15 protein-coding genes are annotated in these 17,926 nt (G+C 46.9%); 7 read left to right on the top strand and 8 right to left on the bottom strand.

Annotation, left to right across the window (positions count from 1 at the left end):
• Positions 1 to 5: 5 nt before the first annotated feature.
• The 4 genes from EXM22_RS15180 to EXM22_RS15165 all read right to left on the bottom strand — a co-directional run bounded on the left by EXM22_RS15180 (position 6) and on the right by EXM22_RS15165 (position 6,290).
• Positions 6 to 2,642: a DNA translocase FtsK gene (locus EXM22_RS15180; RefSeq protein ID WP_246157027.1), complete on the bottom strand. Its 2,637-nt coding sequence runs from the start codon at positions 2,640 to 2,642 to the stop codon at positions 6 to 8.
• Positions 2,643 to 2,741: 99 nt separating this feature from the next.
• Complete coding sequence (locus EXM22_RS15175) at positions 2,742 to 3,536, bottom strand: undecaprenyl-diphosphate phosphatase (RefSeq protein ID WP_149487330.1); 795 nt, start codon at positions 3,534 to 3,536, stop codon at positions 2,742 to 2,744.
• A 39-nt stretch (positions 3,537 to 3,575) separates the two neighbouring features.
• Positions 3,576 to 5,384 carry a flagellar assembly lytic transglycosylase gene (locus EXM22_RS15170; protein ID WP_149487329.1) on the bottom strand — a complete coding sequence of 603 codons (1,809 nt, stop codon included), beginning with the start codon at positions 5,382 to 5,384 and terminating at the stop codon, positions 3,576 to 3,578.
• Positions 5,385 to 5,441: 57 nt separating this feature from the next.
• Positions 5,442 to 6,290 carry a beta/alpha barrel domain-containing protein gene (locus tag EXM22_RS15165; RefSeq protein ID WP_149487328.1) on the bottom strand — a complete coding sequence of 283 codons (849 nt, stop codon included), beginning with the start codon at positions 6,288 to 6,290 and terminating at the stop codon, positions 5,442 to 5,444.
• A 308-nt stretch (positions 6,291 to 6,598) separates the two neighbouring features.
• Here EXM22_RS15165 and EXM22_RS15160 point away from each other — a divergent pair, with 308 nt between their 5' ends.
• The 6 genes from EXM22_RS15160 to EXM22_RS15135 all read left to right on the top strand — a co-directional run bounded on the left by EXM22_RS15160 (position 6,599) and on the right by EXM22_RS15135 (position 12,420).
• Positions 6,599 to 8,545 carry an NAD(+) synthase gene (locus EXM22_RS15160; protein WP_149487327.1) on the top strand — a complete coding sequence of 649 codons (1,947 nt, stop codon included), beginning with the start codon at positions 6,599 to 6,601 and terminating at the stop codon, positions 8,543 to 8,545.
• A gap of 46 nt (positions 8,546 to 8,591) precedes the next feature.
• The gene (gene gnd, locus EXM22_RS15155; RefSeq protein ID WP_149487326.1) at positions 8,592 to 10,040 is read left to right on the top strand and encodes a decarboxylating NADP(+)-dependent phosphogluconate dehydrogenase; all 1,449 of its coding nucleotides are present in this window, start codon (positions 8,592 to 8,594) and stop codon (positions 10,038 to 10,040) included.
• An 85-nt stretch (positions 10,041 to 10,125) separates the two neighbouring features.
• Entirely contained in the window at positions 10,126 to 10,629 is a 504-nt protein-coding gene (locus EXM22_RS15150; protein WP_149487325.1) for a CarD family transcriptional regulator, read from the top strand.
• Position 10,630: 1 nt separating this feature from the next.
• Entirely contained in the window at positions 10,631 to 11,290 is a 660-nt protein-coding gene (locus EXM22_RS15145; protein WP_149487324.1) for an IspD/TarI family cytidylyltransferase, read from the top strand.
• Entirely contained in the window at positions 11,287 to 11,760 is a 474-nt protein-coding gene (gene ispF / locus EXM22_RS15140) for a 2-C-methyl-D-erythritol 2,4-cyclodiphosphate synthase (RefSeq protein WP_149487323.1), read from the top strand. Before EXM22_RS15145 ends, ispF begins: the two co-directional genes overlap by 4 nt.
• Positions 11,761 to 11,766: 6 nt before the next feature.
• Positions 11,767 to 12,420: an endonuclease III domain-containing protein gene (locus tag EXM22_RS15135; protein ID WP_149487322.1), complete on the top strand. Its 654-nt coding sequence runs from the start codon at positions 11,767 to 11,769 to the stop codon at positions 12,418 to 12,420.
• A 25-nt stretch (positions 12,421 to 12,445) separates the two neighbouring features.
• Here the strand turns inward: EXM22_RS15135 and EXM22_RS15130 are convergent, their stop codons facing one another.
• The 4 genes from EXM22_RS15130 to EXM22_RS15115 form a co-directional block, all read right to left on the bottom strand.
• Positions 12,446 to 14,062 carry an RHS repeat domain-containing protein gene (locus tag EXM22_RS15130; RefSeq protein WP_149487321.1) on the bottom strand — a complete coding sequence of 539 codons (1,617 nt, stop codon included), beginning with the start codon at positions 14,060 to 14,062 and terminating at the stop codon, positions 12,446 to 12,448.
• Between the two features lie 18 nt (positions 14,063 to 14,080).
• Positions 14,081 to 15,631, bottom strand: coding sequence for a cyclic nucleotide-binding domain-containing protein (locus EXM22_RS15125; RefSeq protein ID WP_149487320.1), 1,551 nt, complete (start codon positions 15,629 to 15,631; stop codon positions 14,081 to 14,083).
• 43 nt (positions 15,632 to 15,674) lie between these two features.
• Positions 15,675 to 16,553 carry a DMT family transporter gene (locus EXM22_RS15120; protein WP_149487319.1) on the bottom strand — a complete coding sequence of 293 codons (879 nt, stop codon included), beginning with the start codon at positions 16,551 to 16,553 and terminating at the stop codon, positions 15,675 to 15,677.
• A gap of 167 nt (positions 16,554 to 16,720) precedes the next feature.
• Positions 16,721 to 17,254 carry a hypothetical protein gene (locus EXM22_RS15115; RefSeq protein WP_149487318.1) on the bottom strand — a complete coding sequence of 178 codons (534 nt, stop codon included), beginning with the start codon at positions 17,252 to 17,254 and terminating at the stop codon, positions 16,721 to 16,723.
• Between the two features lie 120 nt (positions 17,255 to 17,374).
• Here EXM22_RS15115 and EXM22_RS15110 point away from each other — a divergent pair, with 120 nt between their 5' ends.
• Positions 17,375 to 17,923: an FHA domain-containing protein gene (locus EXM22_RS15110; protein WP_149487317.1), complete on the top strand. Its 549-nt coding sequence runs from the start codon at positions 17,375 to 17,377 to the stop codon at positions 17,921 to 17,923.
• The last annotated feature ends 3 nt before the right edge of the window (positions 17,924 to 17,926 follow it).

The raw sequence follows: 17,926 nt of genomic DNA, 5'->3' as shown, positions 1-17,926 counted from the left end.
ATTTCTCATTCATCCGTGTTTAACATCTCCTTACCGGGCCTATCGGGAATATGAACGACTTCCCGGGGCTTACTCCCGTTCTGAGGTCCCACAATGCCCCTAATTTCCATTTCTTCTACGAGGCGGGCCGCCCTGTTATATCCAATTTGCAACCGCCTTTGAAGGTAGGAAGCCGAGGCTTTTCCGGCAGAAATAACGATATCCAGAGCCTTATCATACAGGGGATCTGAAAAAGAACTGGGTCCGGAGTCGGAGCCTCCCTCATAGTCATCGTCATCCAGAAAAATCTCATCATCAATATAATCCGGCTCTCCCAAAGTTTTAACGTAAGAAACAACCCGTTCCACTTCATCCTCTGACAGGAAGGCCCCCTGAACACGGGAGGGGAATGGATCCCAGGCGGAGGTAAAAAGCATATCCCCCTTACCCAGAAGCTTTTCTGCCCCCATCATATCAATGATGATGCGGGAGTCGGTCTTACTGGCCACCATAAAGGCAATTCTAGAGGGAAAGTTCGCCTTGATTAAGCCAGTAATGACATCAATAGACGGCCTCTGTGTCGCCAGAACCAGGTGGATACCAACCGCTCGGGACATGGCGGCCAAACGGGCGACAATAGCCTCCAGCTCCTTCCCGGATGTAGCCATCAGGTCGGCAAACTCATCGATAACAAGGACGATGTAGGGCAAATGGGTTGTAGCAATGTCCCGTTCTTTGATCCTTTTATTATAGCTTTTAATATCACGCACACCCATGGCATCCAGGAGTGAATACCGCCGCTCCATTTCGTAGAGACACCACTGAACCGCCTGAAAGGCTTTCTTGGATTCTGTGATAACCTGGGTCAGGAGGTGGGGAATATCGTTATATAACTTCAGCTCAACAATCTTGGGATCGACCATGATGAGCTTTACTTCCTGGGGGGATCTCTGGTAAAGAATTGAGCAGATCAGAGAATTGACGCAAACCGACTTACCAGACCCGGTAGAACCGGCAATTAGAAGATGGGGTGTTCTCGTCAAATCAATGACTTGATTCCCACCACTGATATCTTTCCCTAGAATAACTGGTATCTCGAAGTCTGCATCTAAAAACTCTCCAGAGGAAACCAGTCCGCTATAGGAGACGATGGAGCGTTTCTTGTTAGGGACTTCAATTCCGATGGCCTGCTTTCCAGGAATGGGTGCTACGATACGGATACGGGATGCAGCCAGACGGAGCGCAAGATTATCCTGCAGATTGACGATGCTGGAAACCTTGACTCCCGGAGCCGGTTGGATCTCAAACATGGTAATCACAGGTCCCCGGGATATACCCACAACACTGGCCTCTATCCGGAATTCCTTCAATGTCTCTTCCAGAGCACGTCCCTGCCTCCGGGTGAAATCGTCTACCTCACTAAAGGAGTCATCAGGATACTCTTTCAGCAACCCAGCTACAGGAACCTTGTATTCCTTTTTCCTCTTATGCTTAGGAAGCAATCCTGGATTGAGAACGCCGAGTTTTTCACTTTCACCAGCAGGAGAGAGTTTATCCTCTATAGAAACAGGGAGTTCATCCTCAAGAGGAGGATCATCACGCCAGGCCTCCAAGTCATCATAGCTGTCTGTGATATATCCCTGTTCTTCGTAATCCTCTTCTTCCTCAAAACCTTCATCAACCTCAGGAGACTCTTCTACTTCGGATTGCTCTTCTTCTTCAGATTGTTCTTCTTCAGATTGCTCCTCGTCGCCGTATTGAATGTTTTCTGATTTGTCATTCTTCTCATGATCTATCAAAAAATCGATTCCAGGGTCCTCCTCGGGCAAAGGCAATTCCTCTGAGCCACTGCTGCCTTTAGGCGAAAGATCACTGTCATCTTCATACATGGGGTTGACCACATCATCAATGCTCAAAGTCTTATTGGGATTGAAGGGTTTGACCTCTGAAGGCTTCTGGGGAGAACCATTGGGGTGAAAGGCATTCTTGCTGGACTGTTCCGGCTTGAGAACAGAAGAGATGAGGGACTGGATTTCGCTGTCATCGACCACTTCCACCGGCGGAATGGGGCTGGGGATATCGGGAATGAAAAAAGACCCTTCCCCTTCCTCAGCATCTTCTTCAACAGGGTCCTCTGAAAATATTTCATTCCGGACAGGATCTTTAAATGACGGCTTTGAAAACTTCTGCCTAAGTGCAATCTTCTGCTTAACAAACCAGAGAGAGAGATCAGATCCGGCAGGAAACCAGGGGGCCTCTGGAAAAATGAAGGCCACAAGTTTATAAATAAGAGCACATTCCACCAAAAGCAGGAGCAGCAGGAAGGGTACAGAAAGTCCCACTCCGACTTCTGTAATAAGGTACCTGGATATAAATATGGATTGATTCCCGGTCAAAACATGCAGCAAAAGAGCCACATTCAGAAAAGGAAGGAGAGACAGGTTGAGGGTCAGGAGCAGTTTTTCCGTCCCCTTAGGCAGATAAAGAATAAGGGCGCAGATTGCCAGATACAGGGGAACATAAAAAGCCGCCAGATGAAAAGTATTGAATAAAAATGCAACTCCTCCCGCAGAGACACCGAAAACGGCAAGGATGGTTAAGAGGAACAGCAGGCCTGCCATTGCTGCCAGAATTGTTGAAAGTATTCGTGCATGTTTATTCAAAAAAAGATCTCCTAGTATCTAAGATTATCGGAAAAGACTTCCCTCCACTGAACAGAGAACCCTGAACATTTGTTGGGGAGAAGACACCGGTTTTCATGATCAGAAGAATATCAACCCCAGAATTCCCAGGGGAATCAGGTAAAAACTGAAGTAATAAAATTTCCCGCTGTTGATGAGGCGAACCAGCATCCAGAGGGCAAGAAACCCTGAAATCAAGGCGGCCAAAAATGAAGTTGTGAGAACCGGAGCAGAAATACTGCTCATAAGCTCTCCACCATCCTTAAGGTCTAAAAGGAGAGCTCCCAGTATGGCTGGTATGGAAATAAGAAAGGAATACTCTGCTGCAACATCACGATTCATTTTCCGATATAAGCCGGCTGAAATGGTGATTCCGGAGCGGGAGATTCCAGGAAAGACACCCAATCCCTGAGCAATGCCTGTGAAAATCCCATCTTTATAGTCCAGATCCCCATACTCTCTGCCACCTTTTGACTTGATCGTGGTCAAAAGAAGTAAGGCTGTGATGAGATACAGGGGAAAGACAATCTTGGGAGAGTCGGCAATATTTAAATTGCTAATAAAGATTCCAAGAACTCCCGTAATAAATACGGCGATAAGGATGATGCCTATGAGCTTCATATTCCGTTTATCCCGGTCATCTGCCCTTCGGAGCAGCCAGTTTGCCAGAGACAGGAGAAGCTCAATGATTTTTTTCCTAAACATCACCAGTACGACAATCAGTGTCGCCACATGGAGAACCACATCAAAAAGGATGGGAATATCACCCAGCCCCATCAGGTTTCTCACCATCAGAAGATGCCCCGAACTGGAAACTGGCAGGAATTCAGTCAGCCCTTGAATAAGCCCCAGTACGATACCCTGTAAATATGTCATTCATACCACCTTAATAAACGTCAAGAATTAAAATATAGCTCAAAATAAACGATAAAACTGATCCAGCCATTCTCCCGGAGGATCACCTGTTTCAAGATACCTGTAAGAAGCCGCTGCGACAATGACTTTGCGCACATAATCACGGGTTTCCCGAAAGGGAATGCTCTGGATAAAAAGATCGGGATCCTCAAAAGGATGCAGCCTCTTCCAACTGCGGAGGTTGCCTCCACCGCCATTATAGGCTGCCAGGACATCGATAAAAGAGCTTGTCCAGGGTCTCTCCTGAAGCCATTCAAGATAAAGAGTTCCCAGGAGGATATTATCTTCAGCCTTCATAAGATCCCAGTCTTCCATCCTGTGTTTATGCGCTAAATCCCCCGCTGTGGAAGGCATTAACTGCATCAAGCCTCCAGCCCCGGCTCTGGAAGAAATGGTTTCATGGAAGGCACTCTCTCTCCTGATGATACCCAAAATCAGTTCTTCCGGGACATCGCCTTCAGTAAAATCATAACGTTCTGCCCCCGGGAAGACCCAGGGAAGAAGTTTGAGCGCAGTCTCTATTGAAAAATTATAGTACCAGTAGCCGGCGAAAGTAATCAGGTCATACAGGTCTCCCCGGTCTTCCAAATACCGGCAGAGAGTCATAACCGTCTCAGGCGAAAGCGATGGTTTGTCCTCCATCCACAGCCGGTACGCTTCGACCTCATAACCTGCATGAATCAGATACATCAGGAGTTCATCCATGTAGGAGCTATCATTGGGGTCCTGCATGGAATCTTGATTCTCAGAATTCAGAATATACGGCCAGGTTTCCGGAAACACTCTCAATGCGTAATAGCCTTTCGGGTCTAGTACAAGATCGTCCTTTGAAAATACAGAGTCCCCCAAAAAGAGAGAACCTTCTTTCCTGGCCCGGTTTAGTAGAAACATCCCCTGAGAGGCAGGACCTGACAATCCCGCCTTATTGAGAAGGGGGAGGAGCTGGGCCAACTCAGTCCAACCGCGGCGTCTCACCAGAACACTGAAGTAATCATCAAGGATATCATCAAAATAAGCATCCTCGTTTCTGACTGTGCCCAGTGTAACCAGAAAATTCGGCAATCTCTCCGGAGAATTCCGAATGATGATCCTCATCCTGTACCATTGACTCCGCCGCGTTTCCTTCCAGTGATTCCCTCTGCTTCCAGCCTGTTCATACCAAAACAGAGCATCTTCCCAGGACCCGACTGATTCATAGCAGGTTGCCAGTAAAAAGGCTGCGTCAAAACCGGAATCTGGTAAACCACTCCAGCCCAATAGAGCCTCAATCCAAAAATCACTGGTATTAGTCCTTAAAACTACAGTTCTGATACGGCTGAAAAATCCATCCTGGGGGGGCAACTCGGGATTTAAAGAATAATGTAACCACTGTTCTTTCAGGAGTTCTTCAGCAGCTTCGGGATCATTACGGACCAACTGATCTATTGCGGAGAACTGGGATTCTTCATTCGCCCGATCTCTTCCTTCCAGCCCGGCTACAGCATGGGGGAAAGCTGCTTCGGACATCCTTTTTTCCAGAAAAATCCCCTGATATCCCAAGAGGAGCAGAGCGGCCTCCTGTTTGGACTCCCTCCAGCCGGCCATGTATGAGAAAAGAGTATCTGAATTGAGAGATTGAAAGACTTCAAGATTCTGTTCGGAAAGAGCATCCCCTGCGAAGAGGACCTCGAAGGCTCGATCCAGAGAACAGATTTTATGAATAGATTGAACACTGAGGACAGTATATAAAAGGAACAAGAAAAGGATCGGCAGGAAAATCAGTGTCATTCCCGCCTTGGGCATTCTGGCTGATGGACTTCGAAACTTCATAAAACCTCGTCGGGATTATAGAATTTTTCCGACGGGTTTAACCAGCCTTAATCCTTATCAAGCCGCATTGACGCTTTTTCTTCTCACTTTCCTTCTATTTTCTAGAGTGGTAACCATTCTGGCCACTTCCTTCAGTTTATAGAAATTGAGATCCGTGTATTGAAAGGCACTCAGCAGCGCCGGGCCTACATCTTCTAAACAGGCGACACCGCCATTCCCTCCCAAACCATTGACTGTCAGACTGACAGCATCAGCCCCGCCGTATATGGAGCTGAGAGTATTTTCTATTCCCAGACCTCCGGCATTATGACCATGGAACTCCAGGGAGGCACTGGTTCTGGTTTTGACGGTTTCAAAGAAGGATTTCACATTTTCCGCAGACACAGCATTTTCAGAATCGGCGAGGCGGACTCTATGTGCTCCATAATCAGAGGCTTTGGATATGAACCGATTGAGCTTAGTAAGATCACCACTGAATGGATTGGAGATCCCCACACTGACAAGATCAAAAGATTCAAAGCACTTATCAATCATGCTCTTCATCTCAGCCAATGCCTTCTCAAACTGTGTAGAAGAGATATTGTGAGAAATGGTTTCTTCTGGAAAACAAATATGAATACTCTTGACTGAACAGCGAGTCGCCAGCTCAATGGAGGCCATTGAAGCCTTTACCCAGCAGGTCACCAGGGTCCCGGGGTTATCAATCTTAATCTGTCTGATAGCTCGGCATTCATGGGGGCCTCTGGCAGGGATGCCGGCCTCTATCTCATTTACTCCGGAAAGGGCTAGAAGCTGAGCAATTTTAAGTTTCTCAGCTTCACTGTATTCGCGGCCTCTCATCATACTTCGTTCTCTCAGGGTTGAATCAACGACCCAGATGGATTTATTTCTGTCAAAGGTTGCCATATACTATTCCTCCTGTCAGCCTGCAAAGAGTGTCAATACAACTCGAGGATCTTTGCAACTACCTATATGCCTATATGCAAATGCTATGCCATGTGAATATTATGAGGAATTAGTTATTTTACAGTAAAAACTTAGCTTATTTCACCATCTCAATTCTGAAATTACTTTTTTTGAGAGAGGTCTACACAAAAGTATGAAATCGCTCAATATATACAAAATTGTAGGGAATTAGAGTGTCCACTCCTACTGTTTCTGTTGACAGAGGATCTCATGAGAGATAAATTCATCCTGAAGATGAGGAGTACGAATTGAAGAAACATGGCTTTGCCCGTATTTGCGCCGCCGTCCCCGTTGTAAAACCAGCTTCTGTAGAAAAAAACCTCTCAGCTATTTTGGAATTGATCCATAAAGCCAAAAGCGACAGGCCGGACCTTCTTCTCCTACCGGAACTGGCAATAAGCGGATATAGCTGCAGCGATCTTTTCAGGCAGAACACTCTTCTTGAGAAGTCTAAAAAAGTCCTACAGTCCCTTACGGAAGAAACTCTCCAACTGGATTTTCCGATCATCGTCGGCGTCCCTCTTTTAGTGCATAGCGCCCTTTACAACTGTGCCGCGGTTCTATCTGGCGGGCAGATCCTTGGAATTGTTCCAAAGATCTACCTCCCCAATAGCAACGAGTTTTATGAGCAACGCTGGTTTAGTTCGGGCCGGAACATCAGAGAAAACACAATTTCCCTGAATCATGAAATCATCCCCTTTGGTACAGATTTAATTTTCCAGGATGAGAACAACCCGCTTATGCGATTCGGCATTGAAATCTGTGAGGACCTCTGGTCACCTCTTCCCCCCAGCACCTTTTTGTCCCTGGCAGGAGCCCTGATCATAGCGAACCCCTCCGCCAGTAATGAGCTGGTCGGCAAAGCTGACTATCGGAAACAAGTGACCTCTCAGCAGTCCGCCCGGACCATCGGCAGCTATATCTATGCCTCAGCAGGACCCGGAGAATCCACAACAGACACAGTCTATGGTGGACATACCCTGATTTATGAAAACGGAAGACTTTTAAAGGAGGGAGACCGTTTTCAAACACAAAACAGCTGGATTTGCAGCGATGTCGATCTTGAATTCCTGGAGCATCAGAGGATCAGCTCTCCTTCCTACTCCCAAACCATCGACTTTGAATCCCTCCCCTTCCGGACCATCCCTTATAAGGGGACAGCATCCTCAAGAGATGAGGAAGGACTGCAGCGCCTGGTGGATTCCCATCCCTTTGTTCCCTCATCCGAAGAGGACAGGGAAATCCGTTGCAGAGAAATTTTCTCAATACAGAGCACAGCCCTAGCCGCCCGGTTGATGCATATAGGGTGCAAAACGGCCGTTCTCGGCCTTTCGGGAGGGTTGGACTCCACATTGGCTCTACTGGTTGCCCAGGAGGCCTTCACAAGAGCAGGCCTCCCGCAGACAGGGCTCCAATGCTATACAATGCCTGGTTTCGGGACAACAAAACGGACAAAAAGCAACGCGCAGCTCCTCTGTGAGGAAATGGGGATTCCCATGGAAGTCATGGATATTCAAGACATATGCACCCATCAGCTAAAAGACCTGAATCACAGCGGAGAACCCTCGGATGTGGCCTATGAAAACGTTCAGGCCCGTCAAAGAACCATGTATCTCATGAATAAGGCGAATATGATGGGCGGCATCGTCATCGGTACGGGGGACCTCTCGGAACTGGCCTTGGGCTGGTGTACTTACAACGGCGACCACATGTCCATGTATGCTGTCAACACCGGAGTCCCCAAGACCCTGGTTCGATACCTGGTGCAGTTTGTCGCGGACAGACAGAAAAACAGGAAGGCAGCGGAAATCCTTTATGACATCATTGACACACCCATCAGCCCCGAGCTGCTGCCCCCCGACAGGCAGGGACAGATTGCCCAGAAAACCGAAGACGTCATCGGCCCTTATGAGCTTCATGACTTCTTCCTTTATCAATTTGTCCGCTGCGGCTTCGGTCCTTCAAAGACCTATTACCTAGCAAAGAAGGCCTTTGAAGATCATTATGAGCCAAGGGTCATCAAGGACTGGTTGAAAAAATTTATCCAGCGATTTTTCAGCCAGCAGTTCAAACGATCCTGTCTGCCCGATGGGCCCAAGGTGGGAACCATTGCTCTTTCTCCCCGGGGAGACTGGCGAATGCCCAGTGACAGCGATCCTGAAATATGGTTAAAAGAACTGGAAGAAACTGAGTAAATATACAAGACTAAAAGAGAGTTATAAAAGAGAACAGGAGGATGAAATGAAAGCAGATATAGGATTAATTGGACTAGCGGTGATGGGGCAAAACCTTGTCCTCAATATGAATGACCACGGCTTTACAGTGGCCGTATACAATAGAACAGAAAAAGTGACAAAAGATTTTCTATCTGGAAATGCTTCAGGGAGGGACACAATCCTGGGAATGACCAGTCTGGAAGAACTCTGCCGAACCCTCAAACGCCCCCGGAAGATCATGATCATGGTCAAAGCAGGGATGGTTGTTGACAGCGTTATCTCACAACTCCTTCCCTTTCTTGAAAAAGGCGACATCATCATCGACGGAGGGAACTCCCACTATCCAGATTCCACACGACGCATGAAAGAACTCTCCCAAAAAGGAATACTCTTTGTGGGGAGCGGTGTCTCCGGAGGAGAAGAGGGAGCCAGAAGAGGCCCCTCACTGATGCCGGGAGGAAACCCTGAGGCCTGGCCTCACATCAAAGAGATCCTCCAGGCGATCTCTGCCAAGGCCGATGGGGACCCCTGCTGTGACTGGGTGGGAGAAGAAGGAGCCGGTCACTATGTGAAAATGGTTCATAACGGCATAGAGTACGGCGATATGCAGCTCATCGGCGAGGCCTACCAGCTCCTGGCCGAAGGCTTGAACCTGGATCACGACAAGATGAGCAGCATCTTCAAGGAATGGAACACGGGTGCTTTAGACAGTTACCTCATTGAAATAACAGGTGAAATCCTGGCCTTCAAAGATACTGACGGTCTTCCTCTGGTTGAGAAGATTAAAGACAGTGCGGGGCAGAAAGGAACAGGAAAGTGGACAGGGATTGCCGCCTTGGATGCGGGGATACCCCTGACATTGATTGCCGAAGCAGTTTTCAGCCGGTGCCTGTCATCCCTCAAAGACGAAAGAGTCAAGGCATCAAAAGTCTATGCGGCTCCGGAAAAAAAACCTCTCTCCGACCAAGAGGCCTTCCTGAAAGACCTGGAACAGGCTCTGCTGGCATCAAAGTTGATATCCTATGCCCAGGGATTCATGTTGCTGAGACAGGCTGCGGCGGAATTTGGATGGAACCTGAATTACGGAGCCATCGCCTTGATGTGGAGAGGAGGATGCATTATTCGGAGTACATTCCTAGGAGCAATCAAGACCGCTTTTGATGATAAACCGGACCTTGAAAACCTCCTGCAAGCCCCCTATTTCAAAGACATCATAGAAAACAGCCAGGCCGCATGGCGGAGGGTCGTTGTTCAGGCCGTCAATTGGGGAATTCCCCTTCCTGCCATGTCTTCAGCCCTGGCATTTTTTGACGGATACAGGAGCGCACGCCTTCCAGCATCCCTACTCCAGGCTCAAAGAGACTACTTTGGGGCCCATAGTTACGAACGACTGGACAAACCTGCAGGAGAGTTTTTTCACACAGATTGGACCGGCCAGGGTGGCGGAGTGGCAGCCTCTACCTACAGCGTCTGATTTTCTTTAAAATTCAATAAATTATGCCTTTCAAATACCCTGCTACGGTTTACTTTAAAAACCTCAGCAGGGTATACTGTCGGCTATGGAAAAAAATGTGAAGACTCTATTCAAAGCTAAACAGGAAGTTGTTTATCCCACTCAGGGTGTCGGCCGTGTAGAGAAGATAGAAGAGAAAGAGTTCAAGGGTAAAAAGATTCTCTACTATGAGATCTATCTTGAAGTATCAGACATGACTGTCATGGTTCCTGTTGATAAAGCCGTAGAGCTGGGACTCCGGGCGATTGTATCCCCTGCGGAATCTAAAAAAGCTCTGGAAATAATCACAAAAGAGTATGAACCAGTTCCTACAGATTGGAAAATGCGCTATCAGATGAATGTTGACCTCCTCAAAAAGGGAGATGTCACCGACATAGCCACGGTTGTTACCACTCTCTATCATAGAAGCAAAATCAAGGAACTTCCCATCCTGGAAAGAAAACTCTATGACAGTGCATTAAAACTTCTCATCGATGAAATCTCATTTTCTCTCGGAAAATCCAAGGATGATGTGGAGCAGCTGATCTTCAGCAAACTAGAATCAGAATGATATGATAAAAGCCGTAATTATTACCGCCGCGGGTTCTAGCAGCCGCATGAAAGGCAAGGGTAAAAAAGAGCTGAAAGTATTAAAAGGAAGAACAGTGCTTGAACGGGCCGTTCTTCCTTTTGTTCTCTCTGAACAGTTTGATCACATCTGCGTCACCTATCCCGCGGGAAACAAAGAGGAGATGGAAAAAGCCTTAAAAAGGATTAATTTTCCCATCAGCTATGTCCAGGGTGGAGATAGTAGACAAGCCTCGGTCTATAACGCTCTGATCACCCTCAGAGAAACATATAGCGACCTTGTCCTCATCCATGACGGAGCCAGACCGCATATCAGTGAAGAGTTGATTGAGAGGGTTCTAACTGGAACCATTGAACGGGGCAACAGCACACCTGTCATCCCCTCGGTCAGCGCCATGAAGATCCTGAATTCCCACGGGGATATTGAGCAGCATCTCGTCAGAAAATCCACAGTGAGCGCCCAGACTCCTCAAGGATTCTCCTTTCAGGAAATTTTAGAAGCCCATGAGAAGGCAAATGCCGATGATGATTCCTACATAGATGATTCTGAAATATGGTCCCGCTATATCGGTCCCGCACACACAGTCAAGGGAGATCCTGAAAACATAAAGATCACCTATCCGGGAGACCTGAAAGGAAAATGAGAATAGGAATGGGCTACGACATCCACCGCCTGGTGGAACACCGTCCTCTCATCCTCGCTGGAGTCACCATCCCCAGCGAACGAGGTGAAGATGCCCATTCCGATGGAGACGTCCTCCTCCATGCCCTGATCGACGCCCTGTTGGGAGCGATTGCCCAGGGAGACATAGGGACTCATTACCCTCCTTCTGATCCAAAATGGAAAAATGTTTCCAGTCGGAAATTACTCCGGGAAACCCTGGAGAGAGTGACTGCGGCCGGATTCAAACCTGGAAATATTGATTGCACGGTTATTCTGGAAAAGCCAAAACTAGGGCCTTTTAGGGAATCGATTAGAGCCTCATTACAAGAAGATCTCCAGATTCCACTGGACTGTATCTCCTTTAAAGCCAAGACCAAAGAGAAACAGGATGCCACCGGAAAGGACCTCGCCATCGAAGCCCTGGCCACCGTTCTGCTTCTACCCCTCTGATTGAAAATGAAAATCAAGTGGATTGAAATTTTTAAGATTCTGGAAGACTTTCAGACGGGATACGACCTCCCATCGGTCTCTCTTATCGGGAATGAGGAGGGATCTCCCTTTAAAATCCTCATATCCACACTCATTTCTCTGAGAACCAGGGATGAGGTAACCCTTGAAGCCTCTCGCAGGCTCTTTGAATCCGCGGACACAGCTGAAGCCATGATGAAACTGAGTCAGGAAGAAATTGAAGCACTCATCTATCCCTGCGGGTTTTTCAGGGTCAAATCAGGAAATATTCTCACAATCAGCAAAGAGATCGTCCAGAACCTGGGCGGCCAGGTTCCCTCCAGCAAGGAAGGCCTGCTGGCTCTTCCCGGAGTAGGCTTAAAGACTGCTAATTTAGTGCTTAGCCTCGGGTTTGCCATTCCTGCTATCTGTGTGGATATTCATGTCCATAGGATTGCAAACCGCATGGGCTGGGTAAAGACGAACAAACCTGATGATTCTGTTCCTGCCCTTGAAAAAATACTGCCCCGGGAGTACTGGATACCCATCAACGAACTTCTGGTTCTCTTTGGTCAACAGATATGCACTCCCAGGAGTCCGAAATGCTCTCAATGTCCCCTTCATGAGCATTGCCGTAGATGCGGTGTAGAGCAATCAAGATAAAAGGAAACGAAGTCCCTCTTTCTGACTAATCTGTTAGCTCGGCAGGCAGCTTTTTCCTGCTGAACCGGGATGTCTTCAGAGGATTTCCCCGGTCATCATACACCCAGACAGCTCCGGCGGTCCCTTCCCTATTTTCTACGGGCTGCTCATCAATGCCGTAATAGGTTTCGGTCAGAGGATTACCGTACTTATCATAACTCCAATTGTAAATGGCAACACCATCATTGTTTGCCTTGTACTGGCCGTAGAGCCCAAACTGACTCTGGCTGACAGCATTATTCTCGTCATCATACTCCCAGGTATAGGAAGCAATACCCTGGCTGTTCTCAGAAGGGCGTTCTTCATCGTCGTAATGCAGCTCTTCCAGCTTGTTCCCTTTCAAATCATAGTTCCAACGGTAAAGGGCGACTCCCAGATGATCCTCCTTCAACTGATCATAATCGGAATAACTCCGAGACTCGATCATATTGCCAAAATCATCATACTTGTACCGGTACATGGAAATGCCCCAATAGTCCTCTTTAAGAGAGTCATCAACATCATAATATTTCTGTTCGACAATATTCCCCCGCTCATCAAAGACCCATCGATATGAGGAAAAGCCGTCATTGTCCAGAACCTTCTCCAGGGCTGTTCCAAAGTTTTTCTGCTCCAACTCATTCCCCTGAGGATAATGTATCCACTGATAGACGGCGACTCCGTTTGCATCTTCAGTCAGATTTCCTTCGGCAGAATAGTGTTCTTCCCGGATGCGGTTTCCCATCTCATCATAAAACCATTGATACCTAACGACCAAATTACTATCGGCCTTCAGCTCAGCTGATATGCCGAAATTGACGGTTGAAACTTTGTTTCCCAGTTCATCCCAATGGTAGACAGTGGATGAAACTCCATCTTCATTTAAGACAGGCCTCTCCGAGCTGTCATACCAGCTTTCACGAACGAGATTACCATCATCATCCCACTCTCGGCGGACGGCCGCCGGACGCCCTCCCGAATCAAAAGGAATACCCTGGTCATCCAGCTGAAGAGTCATAATAAGAAATCCCCGCTCATCATAGATATAACGGAGTTCAAAGACCCCATTATCACTAACGCGGTTTCCCTCGGGATCAAAATAGAGTTCAGAAACTTTTTTACCCTTCTTATCGACATCCCACATGATCGAAGCAATCCCTTTGCTGTTCGCCTTCAGGTTTCCATAACGGTCATAATTGAAGATGGCGGTGACATTCCCAGAAGAGTTCTGTCTGAGCCGGACAGAGTAAACGCCCTGTTCATCAGGGACAGGCTTCCCCCTCGAATCAAGATAAGTTCTGCGGATATAATTTCCATTGTAACCGAACTGTATGACCGGGACACCTAAAAGGGGGTCCTTCAGGGAGGTTCCCCTTCTCTTGTACTCTATCCTGCTGATTCTTCCATCTGGGAGAGATGAAATCCTATAGCAATTTACAAAATGAGCCTCTGAGTCCGCCAATGGATAGACTCCCTGAATACGTTCATCCTGGCCGACTCTAATTTTTCTGAAATAGGAGATTTCCTCCTGTGCGGACAAGCCCTGGATCATGAGACAGAGTCCCAGGAGGGAGAGACACATCTTTTTCCTATAATTGTTGGATATATATCGATATATTTTCATATTATTACCTGCCTTAATTTAACCATGCATCACAGAGCTGGGGTGACCTTGAACCTGTTTCAGAATTTGAGCGAACTCTCCAAACTGTTTCATAGATTGTACTTGCTGATTTTTTTCCTTATTCAGCAAGATTTGACTCCTGTACTGAAAGATTTCCGACTGGACCATCATAGGATTCCAAACAGAATAGAATTCCAGGGTCCCGCTGTTCCCCGGTGTTTCGATGATAACATCACCGTAATTCAAAATCAGTCTAATCAATCCTTTTTGCGAAACCCTCACATTTAGAACTCCTGCCAGATCTGTCTGGGTTCGAACCTCTTCTGAACCAAAAGGCTTCCGTTCAATATCCCAGATAAAGGGAAGCTCTATTTTATAAATATCGTTCCACCAGTCCAGGCTGATCCAGAGGGCTCTAAGGAGAAGGGCTCCCCGGATAATCCAGAAGAAGAGGGATAAGCCCCGCCCCGGGCCTTCAGACAGCAGCAAGGAGGGGAAGAAGCTGAGAGTCAGAAGAGAGAATGGAATAAAGAGTTGAAAAATCAGAATGGCTGGAGACTTTCTGAACACCCTTCGCTGAGGAAGAGGTTCTCCTTTCCGACGGCTTTGACTCCCCGCATAGTGTTCTGCGACGTTCTCCATCAGATTCTGACGAACCAATTTTCGAAACTCCTCCCGTTGTTCTCCCTGCTGTTCAAAGTCTCTCCTGGACTTCAACTCCATCAGTTTCTTCTGCAACCCTTTTGGATCGTCGATATTTTTGAATAAAAGTCCCTTTCCCGCCGTCTGGATACTGAGATCCCCCATATTCAGGATCTGTCTGACAACACCTTTTACATTGATATGAACACTCTTAACCTGATCCAGAGGGACCTCCTCCTGATCCAACCTAAAATTCCTCCAGTTGAAGAACCGCCTCACCGCTGTTTTCTCTGAGACACTATAAAGAATCATGCTCCTTAAAAAGAGCTCACATCCGGCCAAAATCAACCCGGCAAGACTAATGAGAATCATCCATGGAGAGATCTGAGCCAGAAGGAGTCCGGTCACACAAAAACTCAGGGGCAACAGGAGAAAAAGGGAGAAACTCTTCTTGCTGGTTCTCCCCCGATATACAAGCTCGGATTTATTCTTGCCTAAGTCTTTCCAGAGGGATTCAGGAAAACCGGAAAGGAGATGGCCCTCTTTATCTATCCGGGGTTTCAACCCGTAACGGCTCTGGGGAAATTGCTTCAAAAACCGCCGAAATCCCTCAGAGCGCAAACGGAGGATAATGGTATCCTCTCTTGCTCTGTAGGAACCATTTTCCTGACAGGGATGGAGTATGGCTTCCATTCCCCAAAAATCACCTGTAAAGTAGCTATGACTGCCGTTTTTTTCATTGAGATGCGAAACAGAGCCTTCTAGAACAAGGTAGAGACTCTCAAGGATATCTCCCTCAAAAAGGATCCGCTCACCTTTCAGGTATTCCTGAATGATGTAAAACTCTTTTAACCCTTCCTTTTCTCTCAGCTTCAAGCTTCGAAAGAGAGGATGGGAGAATACGGAATTATGATAGGAATCGAACATTGTAGTTTCCACACTTCATTATCGGCAGAAGTAGAATCGTCAATTAGGTTTCCTGACGGACTCCTTTATGAATAGCCATAATTTCGGAAAAAAGAACACCAGATATGATCAAAACAGCGCCAATCACCTGTAGAGAAGAAAACAATTCCTGCAGAATGAGCACAGCCAGAATCACCGAAAAGACAGGCTCTAAAGAGTAAAGGATAGCAGCCCTTGTGGGAGTCAGGCTATTCTGAAACCGGGTCATGACGTAGACGGCGACAACGCTCCCCAGAAGACTCAGGTAGAGCAGGTTAAACCAAAGCAGAGGATGAGAAATCAGAAAGGGTGTTTCAAAGACCGGAATAAAGACAAAGGCCAGGACAGCCGTAACCAGCAGCTGAAGGGCTGTGAGAGTCGCCGGATTTTCATCTGTTGACCAGAGATTCAGGCAGACAATATAGATGCTGTAGGAGCCAGCCGAGATGAGAGTCAGCATGTCACCGGAGTTCATAGACCCCTTCCCCAGCCCTCCGGTAATCAGGGTGAGCCCCAGAAAGGCAAGAGCCAATCCTCCCAGATTAGCCCACAGAGGCTTCTTCTTCAGAATAAGAAACTGAAAAACAGGGACAAGGAGTGCATAAAAATAGGTAATAAACCCGGATCGTGAGGCCGTTGTATACTGAAGCCCCACAGTCTGGAGACCATATCCCAGAAACATCAGGACGCCCAGACAGCTCCCTTTGATGAACATTCCCTTGTGAAGACTGGAGATTTTGACAGGGTTGATAATGAGGAAAAAAACAAAAGCCGAAAAAAAGCGGAGTCCCATCAAAAGCAGTGGAGAAACATATTCTAAAGCCACCTTAATGGAGATAAAAGTTCCGCCCCAGACGATGGTGACTAAGATTAAAAAAAACTCGGCTTTTCTGGGCTTATTCATAGAGGAAAACTATCAGACCTGATCTAACAAAGGCAATACAAAAAGATTATTTCATAAAAAAAATCATGACATTCCTGAAGAATGCCATATCATACTCTTTTGCACGGACCTTAAGGGATATTCATCTCATCTTAGAAGGACCTCAGGTCCGGGCAAAAGAGAGAGGATTAAAGATCATCCATAGCATCGTGATTCATGTTTACAAATTTTTCGGTAATCACCGTAACCGCATCTTCTATCAAACAGGTTTGATCCTCTTTGGTAAGGCTCATCGGGGGCACGACGATCTTATAAAGAGGAGAGGTCTGTTTTAAGGGCCCTTCCTTGAATGACAGGGAACGACCCAAACAGGCTGTCTCTGCGATATTTGCATGGTCAACCTTCAATGATTCGGGAACATCTTTTCGAAGACCGATACTTGTATAGTAAACTTCCCGCTCACCCTGGCTGAGAGGGCTTAATGACAGAAGAGATCCTGAATAAGTCAGAAAAAGAGCCGCTCTTTCGTCAAGAGGATCAAAATCATCAACCTCATCCATACCAAGGTCGATCATTTCCTGTTCGAAAACTTCCATCTTTTCGGTCCAGCATTGTTCTAATGCCTGGTCTACCTCCGGATTCTTCTCCAATCCAAACCTGGTTGCCGCTTCCTTAAGGTGAGCCGAAACAATATCCGGAACTGTCTGTACTACAGTATTCATTCAAATTACTTCCTTCCTGCGGAGATGTTTTGATCCTATCACCCCTGTATTACTTCCGGTATAGACCGTTTGGCATATTCAGTAATGGAAAAAAGCATTTTCTGCTGTATATAATGGGATATGCAGAAAACAAAATGGTTTCTTGAGGGATTAATAAAAGGAGACTCCCGATGGAACATCCCCATTGACAAGGGAGAAACACAGATTGGCCGCAGCACTGAGTGTGACCTCATACTGCAGGCGCCCTCGGTTTCAAGGATACACGGCATAATCAAAATATTCGCTGATGGTGTATACCTGAAAGACCTGGGTAGCCGCAATGGAACGTATATAAACGGAGTCAGGATCGTTGATGAAAAAAAATTGAGCATCAACGACATTATCCGTTTTGGAGAGCTTGAGTTCTGCCTTCGCGAACTGGAAGAAGAAGACGAGAAGACCCAAATAGACATGGAGAAGCAGCAAGAAACGGACTTTATCCGCCTCTATGGTCTATCAAGCCGAGAAGAAGAGGTTCTCTATCTTTTAATCAAAGGCTTAAAAACAAAAGAAATTGCCCGGCGTCTGTTCATTTCACAGGGGACGGCTAAGAACCATGTCCTCAGTATTTATACAAAAACGGATTGTCATAGCAGAATTGAGATCGCCCGGAAATATCAGGACTTCTAAAGA

Source organism: Oceanispirochaeta crateris, assembly GCF_008329965.1.
GTDB classification, from domain to species: domain Bacteria; phylum Spirochaetota; class Spirochaetia; order DSM-2461; family DSM-2461; genus Oceanispirochaeta; species Oceanispirochaeta crateris.
Note: the sequence above shows the minus strand (reverse complement) of the source record. Positions and strands in the feature narration are given on the sequence as shown.